This window comes from Acinetobacter sp. 226 (genome assembly GCF_048147925.1).
GTDB classification, from domain to species: domain Bacteria; phylum Pseudomonadota; class Gammaproteobacteria; order Pseudomonadales; family Moraxellaceae; genus Acinetobacter; species Acinetobacter pecorum.
The window spans coordinates 130,152-147,728 of sequence record NZ_JAYWYX010000004.1; the positions used below are offsets into that span (position 1 = coordinate 130,152).

Consider the following 17,577-nt stretch of genomic DNA (forward strand, 5'->3'; position numbering starts at 1 on the left):
AATTCAGAAAACTATAAGCTTATTTTCTGAATTTCAGCTGTGTAGAAGTTGTTAATGCTCTTGTACATCTATTAAATGATCCAGTTTTTTCTGGAAATAATTACCCTCAATAAAGCGGGCATCTACATTCCAGGCATTGGCAAACAAGGTCATGTCATTTAGTTCACGAATCACAATATTAACTGGCTTAATATCATTATAGCCGGTGATTTTTTCTTGCAATTGCTCAATACCGGTGTCACTGTTGAGCATCTGGGTCAATTCGGTGTGCAAGGACAGGGCATTGATATCGAACTCGCGCAATAAAGTCTCGCTGTACATAGAATGACCAAAGTCACGCAGTGAAATTCGTGCACCATGCTCGCGTAAATTTCTCAGGTATTTCTGGGCATCCTGCTGGTTCATCAAGATATCTTCTTCAGAAAACTGTAGGGTGAGCGGATGCTGCTGCTTACTGCGGATGATCGTAATCAGTTTGGAAATAAATTCAGGGAAAGTACGGTCTTTAAACAGTACAGCACGGTTTAAGTTCACGATTAAACGGGCATCTGGATACTGAACAATAAAGTTATGTAGCTGCTTACTGGATTCTACCAGAATCCAGCGGTCCAGTTTAATGGACAGCTCATCATCTTCACGAAGTTCTACAAGATTGGAAATATCCTGCCATTTATTTTCAAAGATAAAGCCGCTGGTCACTTCATACGTGTACAGATCAGTATCTTCTTTATCATAAAGCTGTTGATATTTCAGATGAATTTCACCACGTTCCAGACATTCACTTAAAGTTTTTAAAATAGAAGGTGTGGTGCTCGGAAGAGAGGTGACTGCTGGACTGATCGTCGCAACTGTTGGGCTGGCAACTGGTTTGTCAGCAACACTGAAGTCTATACTCGGCATATCTAAAGAGCTTGGAGTGCTCGATGAAGGTGGAATGTCGAGTTTAAATTCAGACGCCACTTCTGCTTGAGGTAATGGAGTAGAGAATGCTTGTGCAATCAATGTATTGCAATGTATTTCATCCTGCAATCCCTGCTCAAGCATGACATAGCCCAAGCGTAAATTCAGAGGGAATGACTTTTGTCCTACTGTAATAAGTTGTGGCTTGCTTAAGGCATTTAAACTGATCAGTTTGGATTCAAGAATTGCTTTAGAATCTGCCTGGAACAGACCAACAATGACGTCATATTCGAGTTTAAATAGTGGAAGTCGGGTCTGCTCCATGAGGAACTCTTTGACTGTATTAAAGTACCCACTAAAAGTAGTCCAGTCGGATTGCAGAAGTTCTGGGTCATAAGCACCGAAGGAGAAAGTGACCAAGGCATTAGCAGGTGCAGACTGCTTGTTCAGTTCGCGCTTAAGTAACTGGAAAGTGCTTGGTTTTCCTGCAGTCTTCTCGGTAGTAACGGCTTGCGACTGGGTATCAATGCTAATTTGCACTGCATCTTCTTCAGAGGTTGAGGGCAAGAATTCCAGTTTTAAAGGACCCGATGCTGATACCTGGGGATTAAGGGATTGGATTTCGACCCGACCTAAATCAAACTGACCTTGAGAAATCTTTTTGAAACGTGTTTTGAAATCATTTAAGTCTGAAGGCTGAAGAAGATCCAGAAGTGGTAACCCAATAATTTCATCTTCATTTTGCAGGCCAAACAGTTTCAGGTAGTCTGCATTGGCTTGAATATGAATCCCTTCCTGAATGGTTGCGACAGCCCGGTTGCTGTCATCTACTAAAGATTGTGCCTGAATCTGTGCCGTTTCCAGTTCATTCATTAAATATTGCTGGGTCTGCGATAAACGGCTGAATGACAATGCTCGAACCAGTCCCACATAAAAGCGTTCCAGGTAATCGAAATTGAGAATGTCATAGATCCCTTTATGGATATATTGTGCATATTGTTCAGCGCGGTAATCATCTGGTTTAAGCAAAATCATCGGCAGATTGGGTTGCTGCGAAAGACGCACCAGACTTAAGGCCTGTTCATATTTAAGGTCATATGCACGGCCAAAAATAATCAGATCCCAGTTGAAATTTAACTGCTTTTCAAAAGATTTCAGGTCATCTAGCAGAACAGCATTGACCTGATAATCATTATTCGTCAGAAGATCACAGATTTGGTTATATCTAATTTGATTATCATCAATAATGAGTAAACGTGTTTCAGTACGTTTTAACTTTTTAGACAATAATGGATTTCTCACTTCAATGCTTCCCATAAATCATGATTTCTGCTTTCATTCATATGCTGATCGATAAAGTTTTCGATCCTTTCTTCTTCCTGATCATTGAGTAATTCATAATCGAAACGGATGAAACTTTGTGTAATCAGTTGTGCTTTGGTCAGATAGATTTTGACTTCTTCCTGACCGAGACGTAAATGAATGGTTTGTTTTTCCCTAAACATCTGTGAGCCAGAAACAATAAGACTAGTCGAAACCTCATCTAGTTGCGTCATTTTCACCAGGAGTGCCGGTTGATAATTGACATGATGGCGTTCGGTACGGGTATAGGCAGCACAAGGGAAGAGCTCTTGTGCCAGAATTTCCAGGCCAATTTCCAGGCTCTTATCTGTTGACTGCTTGATCCAGCGAATCACACCGCCACGCCACTGGCTCTGGGTTTTTTCCTGAACCAGGATGAATTCACCGGTTTTCAGGTTGGCAGGGGTAACGTCGGTCCATTTAATCCGGTAACCATTGACACTAATATCCAGAACTTCAGCACTATGGATCTGTTTGGTTTCACGATCGAGCGCCTTAATACTGCTAAAACCACTTGGAATGGAATTTTCCAACGAACTGACAAAACTACTTTCGCTCTGGAAATTGTAATTGGCACCAAGTTCGAGTGTTTCGTTAAAATTTTTGCCTTTAGACAGGTAAAAATGCGCTACCGTTAAGCCAAAGCAGATGTTGATCTGGGCTGAATACTCATAACGTTCATGACGGCGCTCGACATTATTGGAAAGCAGATTATAGATATGAAAATGCAGAGCAGGGGTCAGAAACAGTTTTTCATTACGTGACAGATACTGGGCATTTTTGCTTTGGGTGCCGGTTAAATGATCCATCAGATTTTGGGTGGAAATATAGAAGCTTGGCTGAAATTGGGCTTCCTGATGGGAATTAAAGATCGGCGGATGGTCTTTGCTGGCATCAACCACATAACGGGATAATGTGGTTTCCTTTGGCAGGATCTGTACCAGTTTGGCCCAGTCAAAACTACACAAATACAGCCCTTGGATTTCTGCAGGCCGGATTTGATGAGTATTGAAAATATCCAGTAAAATCAGTTGTGAATAGGCATGTGCAATATTCTGGATCTCATGCTGGGTGCCCAATACCTGATTGATATTGGTTTGATAGAAATTATTATCTATGGCATATTCAAGCAGTTGGTGAGCGGCCAGCCATTGTCCCAGTCCTGGCGTGCTATAAAGCATATGCTGTTGATATAACAGAAGTGTAAGTTGCTGCAGTGCATAATAAATCGAGACCATCCGGGCAGTTTGAATGCTTTTCTTTTTACCCAGAGAGAACAGCGAAAACTTCTGATGCGTCAGCTGATGATTGCAGCGCTTAACGATATCGATATAAATTTTGGCAAAATGACTGCGCAGCAGCATGGCCAGCTCAATAATCTGGTCATTACGATCCGATGTGATCAGTCCTTGGTTAACGAAATGCTTTTCCAGGCTGGTCAGAACATTTTCAAGAGTTGGATGTAAAATCTGAATCAGGTCAAAGCGCTGGGTTTCTGTACATTTCAGCTCAGAAACTTCCAATAGGGCATTAAACAGGGATTTGGATGAATTCCCCAGTTGTAGAATTGAAATTCCTGCAACCCATTCCTGTAGAGCTTTGGCAGTGGTTGGGCAAAAGCTCAACTGCTCTCGTTTTAGTTCAGTCGGTGTCTGAAAAATGTCTGAAGTATGCGTGCTCATCTTTATTATTTAACTCAAAAATGTTGAAACCCCAAAAAGCGGTGTCTTATTCTTCTCGCCCGCTATTTCTCGAACCAGTTTAGGAACCAGATACCCCGGTAGGCTCGCTAAAACTTCTGTATAAATCTCATTAATATGGTCAGATGCCAAATCAAAATGATGGGCACCTTTTACTTTATCAAGTACATGTAAATAATAAGGCATGACCCCAGCATCGAACAAGCGATAGCTTAAATCTACTAAAACCTGAGCAGAATTATTAACCCCATTTAATAAAACCGCCTGATTCAATACAGTAATCTGGTGTTGAACCAGCTGGTTTAAACGCGTGCAAGTGAAGTCGTCCAACTCCGATGCATGGTTTGAGTGTACCACCAGAATAATACGTAGCCTACTGTTTTTTAACATGCTAAGTAACTCTTCGTCGACTCGGTTGGGGATCACAATAGGAACTCGTGAATGTATTCTTAAGAATTTGAGATGTGGTACTGATTCCAGTCGTTCAATCCAGGTTTTTAATTTTCGGTTCGATAAGGTCAGTGGGTCACCACCACTCAAAATCACTTCATTAATATCGGGTTGGCTTTCCAGATATTGCTTGATATTTATCCAGTCTTCATTTTTAGGCAGATTTTCCTGATAGGGAAAATGCCGGCGGAAACAATAACGGCAATGGACAGCACAGGCACCAGTCAGTGTCAGCAGGAAACGGGATTTATATTTGTGCAGTACGCCAGGTTGCTGATTGGCCTGTTCTTCGCCCAAGGGATCAGTGACAAATCCCGGATGCTCTTCCAGTTCCAGATGATGGGGCAGCACTTGTAAAAGCAGGGGGTCTAAAGGGTTTCCGGCTTGCATTTTGCTCACAAAAGCACGTGGTACGCGTAATTTAAACTGCTTGGAAGCCAAGATGGCACCTGAGAGCAGTTGCTCCGGTGCAAGCTGCAGTACTTCAAGCAGTTCGTGTGGATCAGTGATCAGGTCGCTGAGTTGTGATTGCCAGTTTTGTTCTTGATATAGATAGTTCGTCATGCTGGAAGATTAACAATATTAAGTGGGAGGACACATCCTGATGGACACAGTTTAACAGTTTGTAAGAAAGCAGAATGACTCGCTGTGCTCTAATATGGGGTGCGATTCAGATATGCTGATCTTCATGATAAGCTGATGACAGTCTAACGTTGAGCAAGACATGAATAAACAAAGGATTTTCATGTCTGATTGTAACTTAGACAGCCTGAGCAGGTAAAAGCGGATTTTTTCATTGCGGCAAGACGTATTGCTCATTTAGAATACGCAACATCAAATGAATGTGCATGTGGCAAATCATGTTCGTGTCAGACTTGCTAAATGACATCGCAACAGCCCATAGCATCTATAGATTAAAGTTAGTAAGTTTGGAGTGCGCCAGTCATGGCCTATTATTCTACGAATGATTTCAAGTCAGGCCTTAAGGTTATGCTTGATGGCAACCCATGTTCAATCATGGAAAATGAATACGTAAAACCAGGTAAAGGCCAAGCTTTTAACCGCGTAAAATTACGTAACCTTAAATCAGGCAAAGTGTTAGAAAAAACATTTAAGTCTGGTGACTCACTAGAAGCTGCTGATATCGTTGAAGTAGAAATGGAATACTTGTACAACGATGGCGAAATGTGGAACTTCATGGATCCTGTTACCTTTGAACAGATCGCAGCTGATAAAACAGCAATGAGCGATGCTGCAAAATGGTTAAAAGACGATTCTAACGAAAAATGTACCATCATGTTGTGGAATGGCGTGCCTCTTAGTGTGAGCCCACCAAACTTCGTGGTATTGAAAATCGTTGAAACTGATCCAGGTGTTCGTGGTGATACTTCTGGCGGTGGTGGTAAGCCGGCGAAACTTGAAACAGGTGCTGTAGTACGTGTTCCATTATTCGTACAGCAAGAAGAAAGCGTTCGTGTAGATACCCGTACTGGTGACTATTTAGAACGTGCATAATGGTTTGAAAATAGACTATTATCGAGAGGGATGATTTAAATCATCCCTTTTTTTATGCCAAAGTCTTAGAGGAAAAGCAAAAGAACAGGCGTAAAGTCGCAAGGGAAAACAGCAGTACCTCGAACAACAACAATCACGCTGATTTGTATGCATCACAATATGAGGGATTGAATGGAAACTTTACAAAAGAAGTCCACGCTGACTTCGAAAATGATTTGGCTTTTGGTAGCCATTGTGGGTGCAGTCTCCTTTGGAGTGCTGGCACTGAGTCGGGGTGAGCATGTCAATGCAGTCTGGCTGGTACTTGCCGCCGCCTGCGTCTATAGCATTGCTTACCGTTTTTACAGTTTATTTATTGCCAATAAAGTATTTGAGCTGGATGAACGCCGTTTAACGCCTGCGCATCGTCTGGCCGATGGTCTGGACTATGTGCCGACCAATAAAAGCGTTCTGTTTGGCCATCATTTTGCAGCGATTGCCGGTGCAGGTCCGCTAGTCGGTCCAATTCTTGCAGCGCAGATGGGTTATCTGCCAGGCACGATCTGGCTACTGGTCGGCGTGGTGCTTGCCGGTGCAGTTCAGGATTTTCTGGTGCTGTTTATTTCCACCCGTCGTGACGGTCGATCACTCGGCGAAATGGCCAAGCAGGAACTGGGTACTTTTGCCGGGATTGTGGTCATGCTCGGTGCCTTAGGCGTTATGATTATCATTCTGGCGGTACTGGCACTGGTGGTGGTAAAAGCACTGACCAACAGTCCTTGGGGTGTATTCAGTATCGCAGCGACCATTCCGATTGCGATCTTTATGGGCATCTACATGCGTTTTATCCGACCGGGTAAAATTGCTGAAGTCTCGATTATTGGTTTTGTCCTGATGATGCTGGGCATTATCTACGGCGAAAACATCGCGCAACATCCATATTGGGGTCCGTTCTTTACGCTTTCTGGCACTGAGCTGACTTGGGCATTGATCATTTATGGATTCATTGCATCGGTACTGCCAGTCTGGCTATTACTTGCTCCACGTGATTATCTGTCAACCTTCCTGAAAATTGGCGTGATTGCAGGTCTGGCTGTGGGAATCCTGTTTGCCATGCCTGAAATGAAACTGCCAGCAATTACCAAATTCGTTGATGGTACTGGTCCTGTATTTGCAGGTTCTATGTTCCCATTCCTGTTTATTACCATTGCCTGTGGTGCGATTTCCGGTTTCCATGCTTTGGTATCTTCGGGGACGACACCGAAACTGGTCAACAATGAACGCGATATCCGCATGATCGGTTACGGCGGTATGTTAATGGAATCTTTTGTGGCGATCATGGCCTTGATCTGTGCTGCAATTCTGGATCCAGGAATTTACTTTGCCATTAACTCGCCAGCAGCTTTACTCGGTACTACAGCCGAAAGTGCAGCAGAAGCAGTACGAACCCTTGGTTTTGTGGTAACGCCTGAAGCTTTGACCTTACTGGCACAAGAAGTTGGTGAAAACTCGATTTTGTCACGTACTGGTGGTGCGCCTACCTTTGCAATTGGTATGGCACATATCATCACCGAAATTTTCAACAGTCGTGAAATGATGGCATTCTGGTATCACTTTGCGATTCTGTTTGAAGCATTGTTTATTCTGACTGCTGTAGATGCTGGTACCCGTGCCTGTCGCTTTATGGTGCAGGATACCGTAGGTATCGTGATTCCTGCGGTGAAACAGTCGCATAACTTCTTCGGAAACCTGTTGGGTACTGCGGTTGCAGTGGCAGGCTGGGGATTCTTCGTCTATCAGGGCGTAGTCGATCCACTGGGCGGGATTAACAGCTTATGGCCACTGTTTGGTATCGGTAACCAGATTCTGGCTGCGATGGCGCTCATTCTCGGTACCGTCATTCTGTTCAAGATGAAAAAACAGAAATATGTCTGGGTGACAATTATCCCGACAGTGTTCCTGTTCATCACTTCCATGACAGCAGGCTGGCAGAAGATTTTCCACGAAAATCCAAAGATTGGTTTCCTTGCGCAAGCTGACCGTTTCAACACGGCAATTGCCAATAATGAAATCCTGGCGCCAGCGAAAACCATGGCTGAAATGCAGACGGTAGCGATGTCGAACCAGATCAATGCTGCACTTTGTGCTTTCTTCATGATTGTAGCTTTTGTGATGTTGTTCGCTGCGATTGGTGTGATTCGCCGTGCCTTGGCAAGTCCTGTACCGACCGTGCATGAGGCAGAAGCGATTTATCGTGATCCAGAAGAGATTCAGCCAGCGAAAGGTCATTAAGGAGAATATTATGAATCTGAAGTTTGCCAAAAGCGGGAAAACGATGATTTATAAAATCATCAAGATGACCGTGATGTCGCAGAAGGATTTGATCCTGAATCCGAAAAACTGGTCACGGATTGCGACCTTGTGGCAACGTTTGCAGCAAAGTTTCCGTTTGATGGTCGGTGTGCCAGATTATCAGACCTATGTGGAGCATATGCGCAAGCATCACCCGGATCTGGAACCGATGGATCCTAAGACTTTTTATCGCCATTGTGTAGATTCGCGTTATCCATCCGCGGGTGGTGGTATGAAGAAATGTCCATGTTAATGGTTAAGTAACAGCAAGCGCCTTTCGGGGCGCTTTTTTTTTCTCTAAAAGAATAGGCCACCTAATAACCCTGATTGCATGAGTTGAGCTATTTTCAAAAAAATTATAAAAATCGAAAAAATGATCTGAGTTTATATACCTTTTAAGTATGATTCTTTATGTATAAGTCTTTTCAAGAGACAGCAAAGTCCTATAAGTATTTTGATATTTGATCAAAAAAATATCTCTGTCTGTGGCGGTCATTTTTATTTTCTAGATCTCATTTCTGTATGTTCTTTCTATCCCGGTATTTTCTAGTGAGTGTATTTATTCAGTTACACAGACAGATGATTGATCTTTTGGGAAAATTTAAATTTCAGTGTATGTTAATCCTAGACCATGTTTTATTAAGGAATTTACTGTGATCTGGGGCATGAAACAAAAGGAAAATAACGACATTGCATACATCAATACAGGGCTTGAACAAAAGATTGCAAGTTATTCACCCAAGATCCAGCATTTTTTTGAAGAAGTTAATGCCATTGTGCTGGACAAGCAGGCTCAGACCAAACTGGCACTCTGTTGCCTGATTGCGGGTGGACATGTCCTGTTTGAAGATTTACCCGGGCTGGGAAAAACCACATTAGCCAGCAGTCTGGCACATCTGGCAGGATTGAAGTTCCAACGGATCCAGTTTACCAATGACATGCTGGCCAGTGATGTGATCGGCATTAATATGTTTAATCAGAAAGAACACCGGTTTGAGTTTAAACAAGGGCCGATTTTTACCCAGATTTTACTGGCAGATGAAATTAACCGTTGCAGTCCCAAAACCCAGAGTGCCTTACTTGAAGCCATGGAAGAAGGCTATGCCACCATTGATGGTGTGCGCTATGCCTTGCCCAAACCCTTCTGGGTGATTGCGACACAAAACCCGCTGTTTCAAAGTGGTACTTATGCTTTACCTGAATCCCAGCTTGACCGTTTTCTCATGCGTTTATCCTTGGGTTATCCATCACGCCATGCAGAAAAACTTTTATTACAGCAGGAATCCCGTTTTGCCCTGATTGCGAGCCTGACCCATATTTTCACTGAAGATGAGATACTGGAACTACAAAGCCTGACGCATCAGGTATTTATCAGTGAAGCCATTCAGGAATATCTGCTCGATCTGGCAGAAGAAACCCGTAAAAAACGACATGGACTTTCCACACGTGGCTTATTGGCCCTGAAGCGTGCAGCACAAGCACATGCCCTGATTCAGCAACGTGCCTTTGTCACGCCCGATGATGTACAGGCCGTATTTGTTGCGGTGACTTCACATCGTCTGGGTTTAAGTGAGGCAGAAGCCTTTAATGTCATGCAACAGGTTGCGGTCAGCTAAAGGAGTTTTCTCTTGGATAGAACCTGGCAAAAATGGCTGGCCAAACGCTTTCAATTTTCACAGCAGAAACAGCTCTCACAGAAAGATGTTCTGGTATTTATTTATCGGCAGGGTTATCTGTATCTTGTTTTGATCTTGATCACCTTTGTGGCCGGAGTGAATTATGCCAATAACCTGATTTTAGGTTTTTGTTTTTTAATCAGTGCCGTACTGTGTGTTAGTTTCTATCTGACTTTCAAACAATTGCATGACCTGAAAATTGAATTAATTGCAGATGATATTGGTCAGGTAGGGAATAGCCTGAATCTACATTTTTATTTTCAACAGCAGCAGCTCCGTCCGCGATATGTATATATCAAGGCAGGAGATCAGATAGCAAAATTTTATCTGAATGCAGCAAAGCAGCAATTTATCCTGCCATTTTACACAGAGCAACGTGGCAAGTTTGATTACCCGATCATTCAGATTTATTCGGTTTATCCCTTTGGTCTGGTTCGAGCCTGGACCTATCTTTATCATCAACATTCTGCCTGGATTGCTCCTAAGGCTGAAGCTTTTACGGCTGAAAATAAATATTACTTTAATCGCTTTGAACCGGATATGGATGAATTTCGTGAATTACGCAATTATCAGTCTGGGGATTCCTTGCAGGCTGTCTCCTGGAAGCAGTTTGCGCGTGGACAAGGCTTATATGTCAAAGTCTTTGAACAATATCAGGATGAACACAGTATCGAGATTCATTATGAGCATATGCCAAGCCAGTCACATGAAGAAAAACTTGAATTTGTAATGGGTCTGGTCGAGCAGTGCGAGCAGCAGCAATGTGCCTATAGCCTGCATTTGCCACAGGCCGAGTTGCCACAAGGAGCAGGGGAAGAACAACTACGAAAAGCCAAACAATTGTTGGCGCAGGCCTAAAGTGGATAAAGAAACGATGAACGCAAAAATCTGTACCTCGATTGTACTGACTCTGGGGCTGATTCTCATCGCCCAAATGGCATTTATTCCTGTGCTACTCAGTATAATTTTTGCCATCAGTATTCTGTGTATCTGGATTTATCAGAAGCGTCAGCAGCCATTTCCAAAAATTGGTACTTTTCTGCTGACGTCGTTGGCACTGGGCAGTATTTATTTGAATTATCAAAGTTTTATTGGCGTAGATGCAGGAGTGGCTGTTTTATCTACATTTTTATTTGCCAAATCACTGGAAAGCAAAAATAAACGAGACCTGATTATCCTGTTTAATTTTGCCCTGTTTGTCGCTGCAAGTTCATTCTTATACAGTCAGTCATTTGGGATGGCAATCGTGATTGTACTGTGTTTAATCAGCTGTCTGATTGGCCTGTACCGGATTCAGACCAGCGAATTTGAACAGGAACAGACCACTCTGGGCACAGCATTGCAACAGGATGCCAAACATGTGGGCCAGTTTGTCTTCTACGCCGTTCCATTTTTCATACTGTTATTTATTTTCTTCCCGCGCTTGCCTCCGCTTTGGTATATTCCTATTCCAGAAAACAAAGGTGTAACAGGCATTAGCGACAGCATGTCGCCCGGTGATATTGCCGAATTGTCCCAATCCAGTGCCCTTGCTTTCCGGATTATCGGTGATGTGAGCAAGCTCCCATCACGTTCAGAGTTGTATTGGCGAGCCCTGGTACTAGATGAATATGATGGGCAGCGCTGGACCAGCAATTTCAGCAATCAACAGCCTTTAATGCAACCATCGATGGATACATCTGCAGTGTCTACAGGCTGGAATTATCAATATCTGGCTGCAGATCCTTCGGTGTTCTGGATCATGGGGCTGGAAAAATCGATACCTGTGGAACGCCGTTATTATAACCGTCAGGACTGGAGCATTGTACCGCGACGGCTTACGCAACGCGTTGAACCGATTACATTACAATGGGTCGGTACAAAATACGAGCCTCAAACACTGCCAAGCCAATATATCGAGCGAATGAATACTCAAGTGCAGCGTAGCCTAGACCCTCGAGCCCAGAAATTGGCATTACATCTATATGAACAAAGTGCTAAAGAGCCACGTCGTTATGTGCAACAAGTCTTGAACTGGTATCAGCAGAATAATTTTGTTTATACTTTAAAACCGGGTCAATTGGGACAAAACCGGATTGATGAATTCCTATTTAATTCCCGTCAGGGGTTTTGTGAACACTATGCATCGAGTTTCGTAATGTTGATGCGTTATGTTGGAATTCCTGCACGGGTGGTCACAGGTTATCAAGGGGGAGAGTTGGCCCCGGATCGGATGAGTTGGGAGGTCCGACAAATGGATGCCCATGCCTGGACAGAGGTCTGGATTGATCAGAAATGGCAGCGCTTTGATCCAACCGCTATGATTGCTCCACAGCGTATAGACAACGGAATGCAAAATCTAATGTCTCAAGATGAACGTGTATCGGCAAATAATTCAACCTGGGCATCACAGAATAATCAGTGGATGACCAAAATACGTGTTTGGAGCGATTATGCCAGCTACCAATGGCAAAGTAAGGTGGTGGGTTATAATGCAGAATCACAACAGGGCTGGTTAGCGAAATTGGGCCTAGATTCAATCTATTCCAGCGTCGTTATACTAATATCTGGTATCAGTATACTAATATTCCTCTACATCTTGAGAATTTATTTGAAGGCAAGACAAGCTCAAGCTCCATATGATCGTATGATTCAACAGTTGAATCAATCTTTAGCTGACGATTTCAAAAAACAGCCAGCTGAAACCTTTCATCAGTGGATGTTACGTTTATCCCAGCAGGTTCAGGTTGAAAACCAGACTGCCTTTATTCAAGCCATAAAGGTTTTTGAAAAAAATCTGTATTCAGGAATAACAATGACGGAGCAAGAAATGAAAAAATTCAAGGATTTGCTTAAAACTTGTGCGGATGTTTTAAAAACTAAATGAAAAGGCTTGTCTTCATGAGAAAAAATTTATAATATGCCAAGCATTCTAGGTGTATAGCTCAGTTGGTTAGAGCGCTACGTTGACATCGTAGAGGTCAGCAGTTCGAGTCTGCTTATACCTACCAAGATTATTTTTTATACAGCTTTCTATAGGGTTGTATAGAGCAGAAAACCTTCTAAATTCAACGATTTAGGAGGTTTTTTGTTTTTGGTAGTTTGGTATGTTTCTCCAGAACTGACGCTAGCTTGTATCACTACGTGTATCACTGTCTAATAATCTAACTCGGTGATACACGGTAATAGATATGTTCCGCAAAGATATAAAGAAACGACCACTCAGCGAGAAAGTTCTCGCTACTTTAATACCTGAGGACAGAGACTACCGTGAACTCGACGGCGCGGGTTTATATTTTCTGGTGAAGAGGTCTGGTGTAAAAAACTGGCAATTTCGCTATAAAAATGCTGAAGGGAAATGGGCATGGATCGGCGTTGGCGCATACCCTAAAGTCAGTGCAAAACTCGCTCGTCAAAAAGCACAGGAATATAATGTAGCTTTGTCAAAAGGCGAAGAATTAAAACCAAAGAAAATATTGCTGAATGAGAAAAGAGAACTAGAGAGTTTGTATTTTCAGAATCTCATGCGGGATTGGCTAGATACAAAGTCAACGAAATGGGGAGAAGCAACATATACGAAAGCAGAGAAATCGATCTATAAACATATCATCCCAAGCTTTGGAAAGCGTAGTTATACCGATATTAGTGCGAAAGAGTGGTTTGATTTCTTTCAGGGCTTACAGCGTAATTTAGGCATTCATACACAAATTGAGAAACTGGTGTCCTATGTTCGAGGCTGTTATGACTGGGCAAAATTTCAAGGAAAAATTAGTTCCAACCCGCTGGAAGGTATCACTAAGCATTTAGATACATATCAATCAGGAAATATGAATTTTATTAGTATTGAAGATCTTCCAGTTTTATTGCAAAGAATCCGCGACAATAAAAAACGTGCTATTGGAATTGGTTTAGAGTTAATGATTCTGCTTTTTCCACGCCCTGGTGAATTAAGGTGTGCTAAGTGGGAACAGTTCGATCTTAAGAACGCATTGTGGAGCAAACCCGCTGCAACGACTAAAACTCGTCTGGAGCATCAAGTACCTTTGCCTGCTCAAGCGATCACACTTCTAAAAGAACTCAAGGAGATTCAGCCCGAATCTGAGTTTGAATAGCCACCGATTTTGTAGACACTCTTTAGTTAGATATTGGACTGCCACCACTCTCCTAGACAAATATCGTCTATTCTTTTTGCACAGGAGAAAACATTATGAGTGGACAACGATATACCCCAGAATTTAAAGACGAAGCTATAAAATTAATTACTGAACGAGGATATTCTGTCACTGATGTAGCGGAACGTTTAGGTGTATCACAACACAGTATTTATAAATGGTTAAAGGCGATACAGCCTTTACGCAACAACCCTGATGAACATGAATTGCTCGAAGCAAAGAAAGAGATCCTCCGTCTTAAAAGTCAACTTAGACAAACTGAAGAGGAACGGGACATACTAAAAAAGGCCGCAAGGTACTTTGCAAGTCTGCCCGAGTAAAGTATCAGTTTATTCTTGAGTACAGTAATCAATTTAAGATTAAAACGATGTGTCGGGTTTTAAAGCTTGCTCGTGCTGGTTATTACGCTTGGTTGCATGAACCCGAATCAGGCAGAACTATTGAAGATAAACGGTTATTACAGCTCATCCGATCTTCTTATGATGCTAGTTATGGTATTTATGGTTATCGTCGCATTACTTTGGATCTTAAAGAACTAGGTGAAGGCTGTGGCCCGAATCGTGTACTGAAGATCATGAAAAACAATGGTATTGCAGCAGTTAGAGGATACAAGAAGCATAAAAGTTATGGCCGTGGTCGTCCTCAGATTGTGCCACCCAACCATTTAAATAGAGAGTTTGTTGTGAATACTCCGAATACTTCCTGGGTAACTGATATTACCTATATTCGGACTTGGCAAGGCTGGTTATATCTGGCTGTAGTGCTTGATTTATATTCGAGAAAAGTGATCGGTTGGTCAATGAAACCAACTCTTGCTAAGGATATCGTTCTTGATGCACTACTCATGGCAGTATGGCGACGCAGACCCGATGAACCTGTGATCATACACTCAGACCAAGGCTCACAATACAGTAGTGGAGACTGGCAGAAATTCTGTCAAAAGCATAATTTAATTCCCAGTATGAGTCGCAGAGGAAACTGTTGGGACAACGCTGTTGCTGAATCTTTTTTTAGCAGTTTAAAGAAGGAAAGAATTAAAAAGAGAATCTATAAAACACGAGAAATGGCTCGTGCGGATGTGTTTGATTATATCGAAATGTTCTACAATCGAATCAGGCGTCATTCGCACCTCGATGGTATGAGCCCAGAAGCATTCGAGACAGCTTCAAAATGAGGCTATCTCATGTCTAAGATACTGGGAGCAGTCCACACCGACTTTTTTAGAAAATTAATATTTTTTAGATTTTGATAGGTTGTAATTTTTAAAAGGATTATCAAAAGAGTTAAATAATTAAAATACCTGATTGTAATTGTGGAACATTACTCAAAGAATAGGTAGAAAACATAAAAAATCAATAAAGAGCCGTTCCAGTGTGCTGAACCCTGAAAAGACTCAAGTTAAACAGATGATTTATAGAAAATAAAATAAAGCATTTCATATAACATGTATTATGTTGATTTTAGCTAAAATACTGTATTTTGAATTTTTTCCTGTTCTCGATGATGCTCTATAGCCAATTCGATTAAACAAGTGATCAAGTCTGAATAGCTCAATCCACTTTCTTCCCATAACTTAGGGAACATACTTATATTCGTGAAACCCGGTAAAGTGTTTATTTCATTAATAAATACAGTTTCATCTTTTGTTAAAAAAACATCAATTCTTGCTAGTCCTGTACATTCCAGAATTTCATATGCACTGATAGCTATATCTTGAATTTTTTTACTTAATTCAGTTGATATATTGGCTGGTATTGTTACCTTTGCGCCTTTTTCATTAATGTATTTTGTTTCATAAGAATAGAAACTATCTGATAACTCGATCTCACCACAGACACTAGCGATAGGTTTGTAATTTCCAATAACAGCACATTCTATTTCTCTACCATTAATACCTTTTTCAATTAATACCTTATGATCATAGTTGAATGCTGTATCCAGAGCTATTTCAAACTCTTCTACAGTATTTACTTTACTAACACCAACTGATGATCCTTGATTAGCAGGCTTCACGAATAATGGTAAACCTAACTTGGAGCAAGCAACTTCAAAATCTATATTTATTCTATTTCGTTTGGTTAATTTTATATATGGTGTAACGTTTAATCCTGCATCTCGTAATAATCTCTTTGATACATCTTTATCCATACATATAGCAGAACTTAATACTTGAGAGCCTACAAATGGCAAATTTACCATTTTTAATAGCCCTTGCAATGAACCATCTTCTCCAAGTGTTCCATGAACAATAGGAAAAATTACATCTAACTGTGATATAGCTTTATTTTGAAATTCAATAACTTGTTTTTCACTTTTTCCAGGAATAAAAGCTAAATTTCTTCCAGATGGATGTAAGGCTATAAGGTTTGGATCATCTGAGTTTAATAGAAATTGAGTACTTTCATTAAGATGCCAAATTCCATCTTTATCTATTCCTATCAGTGTCACATCAAATTTTTCTTTATCTATAGCATCAACAATATTTCTTGCAGATTGAAGGGATACTTCATGTTCTGTTGATTTCCCCCCAAATATAATTCCTACATTTTTTTTCATTTTTTTCCCATAAAAAGATTTATCAATAACAACATACCACTGCAATAACTTAGTGTCATTGATATGATTTTGATATATAAACCTCACTTATTTGGCATAAAATCTTTTATGCGAAGATAAGGTGTAAGCTCTAAATAGAAATATCCAAAAAGAACATTTCTATTTGAGAATAACAATCTTGTGATGGATCTTGAACCTAAAAAATCATTTATTGAAAAATGACATCGGTTGAATCGTCTTACGCTCATAATGACATCGGTTGAGAAAAATTTCCAAATTCTGATTTATATGCAGTAGGCTCTTCTGCCGGAACAGGATTATTAATACGGTACTTAGGTGAAGAGGCTGAAAAAACACCAATTAAGGCTGCATTTGCCCTTTGTCCAGGTTATAACACTGAACTAGGATTTAAAAATGTTCATCCTGTTTATAGTAAAATCATGACTAAGAAACTCATACGAAAATTTGTTTTGCCCCATCAAGAAATATGGCAGAAAATACCGCAATGGGAGGAAATCTTGCATGTCAAAACTTTAGCCGAATTTGAGAAAACATACTTTAAAATGGCTGGATTTTCTGAGTATGAAAGCTATGTCAAAGCCTCTAACCCAATTTATGTTTTTGAAAATATTAAAATCCCCCTAATGATTTTAAATGCAGAAGATGATCCTGTTTGTCATATTAAAAATTTGGAACCTTATAAACAAGCCATTATGAAGATGCCAAATATCCTTGTAGTGACTACAAGAAGGGGGAACCATTGTGGTTTTTATGAGGGAATGTTTAAAACGACTTCTTGGGCAACACGTTTAATGTCCAAATTTTTACTTAGTCAAGAAAAAGCCCAAAATTAGCTTGGTGTTATTCCCAAGTAGAAATGTCCTACCTAATAACCAAATAGAAATGTCCTATATGGACATTTCCAAGTCAAGCACA

Annotated in this window: 12 protein-coding genes, 1 tRNA gene and 1 pseudogene; 10 read left to right on the forward strand and 4 right to left on the reverse strand. The window is 41.1% G+C overall.

Annotated elements, in window-relative coordinates; all coding sequences use genetic code 11:
* Positions 1-51 precede the first annotated feature (51 nt).
* Genes VXP95_RS02800 through epmB form a run of 3 tightly spaced genes read right to left on the reverse strand, consistent with a single transcriptional unit; the run spans position 52 to position 4,976 of the window.
* Positions 52-2,217, reverse strand: coding sequence for an EAL domain-containing protein (locus VXP95_RS02800; RefSeq protein ID WP_064101384.1), 2,166 nt, complete (start codon positions 2,215-2,217; stop codon positions 52-54).
* Positions 2,199-3,944: a GTPase gene (locus VXP95_RS02805; RefSeq protein WP_416705251.1), complete on the reverse strand. Its 1,746-nt coding sequence runs from the start codon at positions 3,942-3,944 to the stop codon at positions 2,199-2,201. The genes VXP95_RS02800 and VXP95_RS02805 overlap by 19 nt, the downstream gene beginning before the upstream one ends.
* 9 nt (positions 3,945-3,953) lie before the next feature.
* The gene (gene epmB / locus VXP95_RS02810; RefSeq protein WP_416680001.1) at positions 3,954-4,976 is read right to left on the reverse strand and encodes an EF-P beta-lysylation protein EpmB; all 1,023 of its coding nucleotides are present in this window, start codon (positions 4,974-4,976) and stop codon (positions 3,954-3,956) included.
* A 381-nt stretch (positions 4,977-5,357) separates the two neighbouring features.
* On the opposite strand from epmB, the gene efp reads away from it, so the two are divergent.
* From efp to VXP95_RS02855, 9 genes are all read left to right on the forward strand, one after another.
* Positions 5,358-5,927 carry an elongation factor P gene (efp, locus tag VXP95_RS02815; RefSeq protein ID WP_064095461.1) on the forward strand — a complete coding sequence of 190 codons (570 nt, stop codon included), beginning with the start codon at positions 5,358-5,360 and terminating at the stop codon, positions 5,925-5,927.
* A 171-nt stretch (positions 5,928-6,098) separates the two neighbouring features.
* Positions 6,099-8,198 (forward strand): carbon starvation CstA family protein, encoded by a 2,100-nt coding sequence (locus VXP95_RS02820; protein ID WP_064095460.1) that lies wholly within the window; start codon positions 6,099-6,101, stop codon positions 8,196-8,198.
* Between the two features lie 7 nt (positions 8,199-8,205).
* Entirely contained in the window at positions 8,206-8,511 is a 306-nt protein-coding gene (locus tag VXP95_RS02825) for a YbdD/YjiX family protein (RefSeq protein ID WP_171254926.1), read from the forward strand.
* 400 nt (positions 8,512-8,911) lie between these two features.
* Positions 8,912-9,874: an AAA family ATPase gene (locus VXP95_RS02830; protein ID WP_171254920.1), complete on the forward strand. Its 963-nt coding sequence runs from the start codon at positions 8,912-8,914 to the stop codon at positions 9,872-9,874.
* Between the two features lie 12 nt (positions 9,875-9,886).
* A complete protein-coding gene (locus VXP95_RS02835) occupies positions 9,887-10,792 on the forward strand; it encodes a DUF58 domain-containing protein (RefSeq protein WP_064095458.1) in 906 nt (301 codons plus the stop codon).
* Between the two features lie 16 nt (positions 10,793-10,808).
* Complete coding sequence (locus VXP95_RS02840) at positions 10,809-12,800, forward strand: transglutaminaseTgpA domain-containing protein (RefSeq protein ID WP_416711364.1); 1,992 nt, start codon at positions 10,809-10,811, stop codon at positions 12,798-12,800.
* A 47-nt stretch (positions 12,801-12,847) separates the two neighbouring features.
* A tRNA-Val gene (locus VXP95_RS02845) sits at positions 12,848-12,924 on the forward strand.
* 180 nt (positions 12,925-13,104) lie between these two features.
* Complete coding sequence (locus tag VXP95_RS02850) at positions 13,105-14,025, forward strand: tyrosine-type recombinase/integrase (protein WP_416711365.1); 921 nt, start codon at positions 13,105-13,107, stop codon at positions 14,023-14,025.
* 95 nt (positions 14,026-14,120) lie between these two features.
* A protein-coding gene (locus tag VXP95_RS02855; RefSeq protein ID WP_141667081.1) for an IS3 family transposase occupies positions 14,121-15,259 on the forward strand; the annotation gives its coding sequence in 2 pieces (ribosomal slippage) (positions 14,121-14,379 and positions 14,379-15,259; 1,140 coding nt in all).
* A gap of 290 nt (positions 15,260-15,549) precedes the next feature.
* Here VXP95_RS02855 and ddlA read toward each other — a convergent pair.
* Entirely contained in the window at positions 15,550-16,641 is a 1,092-nt protein-coding gene (ddlA, locus tag VXP95_RS02860; protein ID WP_416705260.1) for a D-alanine--D-alanine ligase, read from the reverse strand.
* 269 nt (positions 16,642-16,910) lie between these two features.
* Between ddlA and VXP95_RS02865 the strand changes: the two are divergent.
* Positions 16,911-17,495: pseudogene (locus tag VXP95_RS02865) on the forward strand (alpha/beta fold hydrolase); the annotation flags it as partial.
* Positions 17,496-17,577: the final 82 nt, after the last annotated feature.

What these genes read in the sequence shown, in the direction of transcription:
- VXP95_RS02800 (WP_064101384.1), bottom strand. Translation starts at nt 2,217, where the DNA reads ATGGGAAGCATTGAAGTGAGAAATCCATTATTGTCTAAAAAGTTAAAA.
- VXP95_RS02805 (WP_416705251.1), bottom strand. Translation starts at nt 3,944, where the DNA reads ATGAGCACGCATACTTCAGACATTTTTCAGACACCGACTGAACTAAAA.
- epmB (WP_416680001.1), bottom strand. Translation starts at nt 4,976, where the DNA reads ATGACGAACTATCTATATCAAGAACAAAACTGGCAATCACAACTCAGC.
- efp (WP_064095461.1), top strand. Translation starts at nt 5,358, where the DNA reads ATGGCCTATTATTCTACGAATGATTTCAAGTCAGGCCTTAAGGTTATG.
- VXP95_RS02820 (WP_064095460.1), top strand. Translation starts at nt 6,099, where the DNA reads ATGGAAACTTTACAAAAGAAGTCCACGCTGACTTCGAAAATGATTTGG.
- VXP95_RS02840 (WP_416711364.1), top strand. Translation starts at nt 10,809, where the DNA reads ATGAACGCAAAAATCTGTACCTCGATTGTACTGACTCTGGGGCTGATT.
- VXP95_RS02850 (WP_416711365.1), top strand. Translation starts at nt 13,105, where the DNA reads ATGTTCCGCAAAGATATAAAGAAACGACCACTCAGCGAGAAAGTTCTC.
- ddlA (WP_416705260.1), bottom strand. Translation starts at nt 16,641, where the DNA reads ATGAAAAAAAATGTAGGAATTATATTTGGGGGGAAATCAACAGAACAT.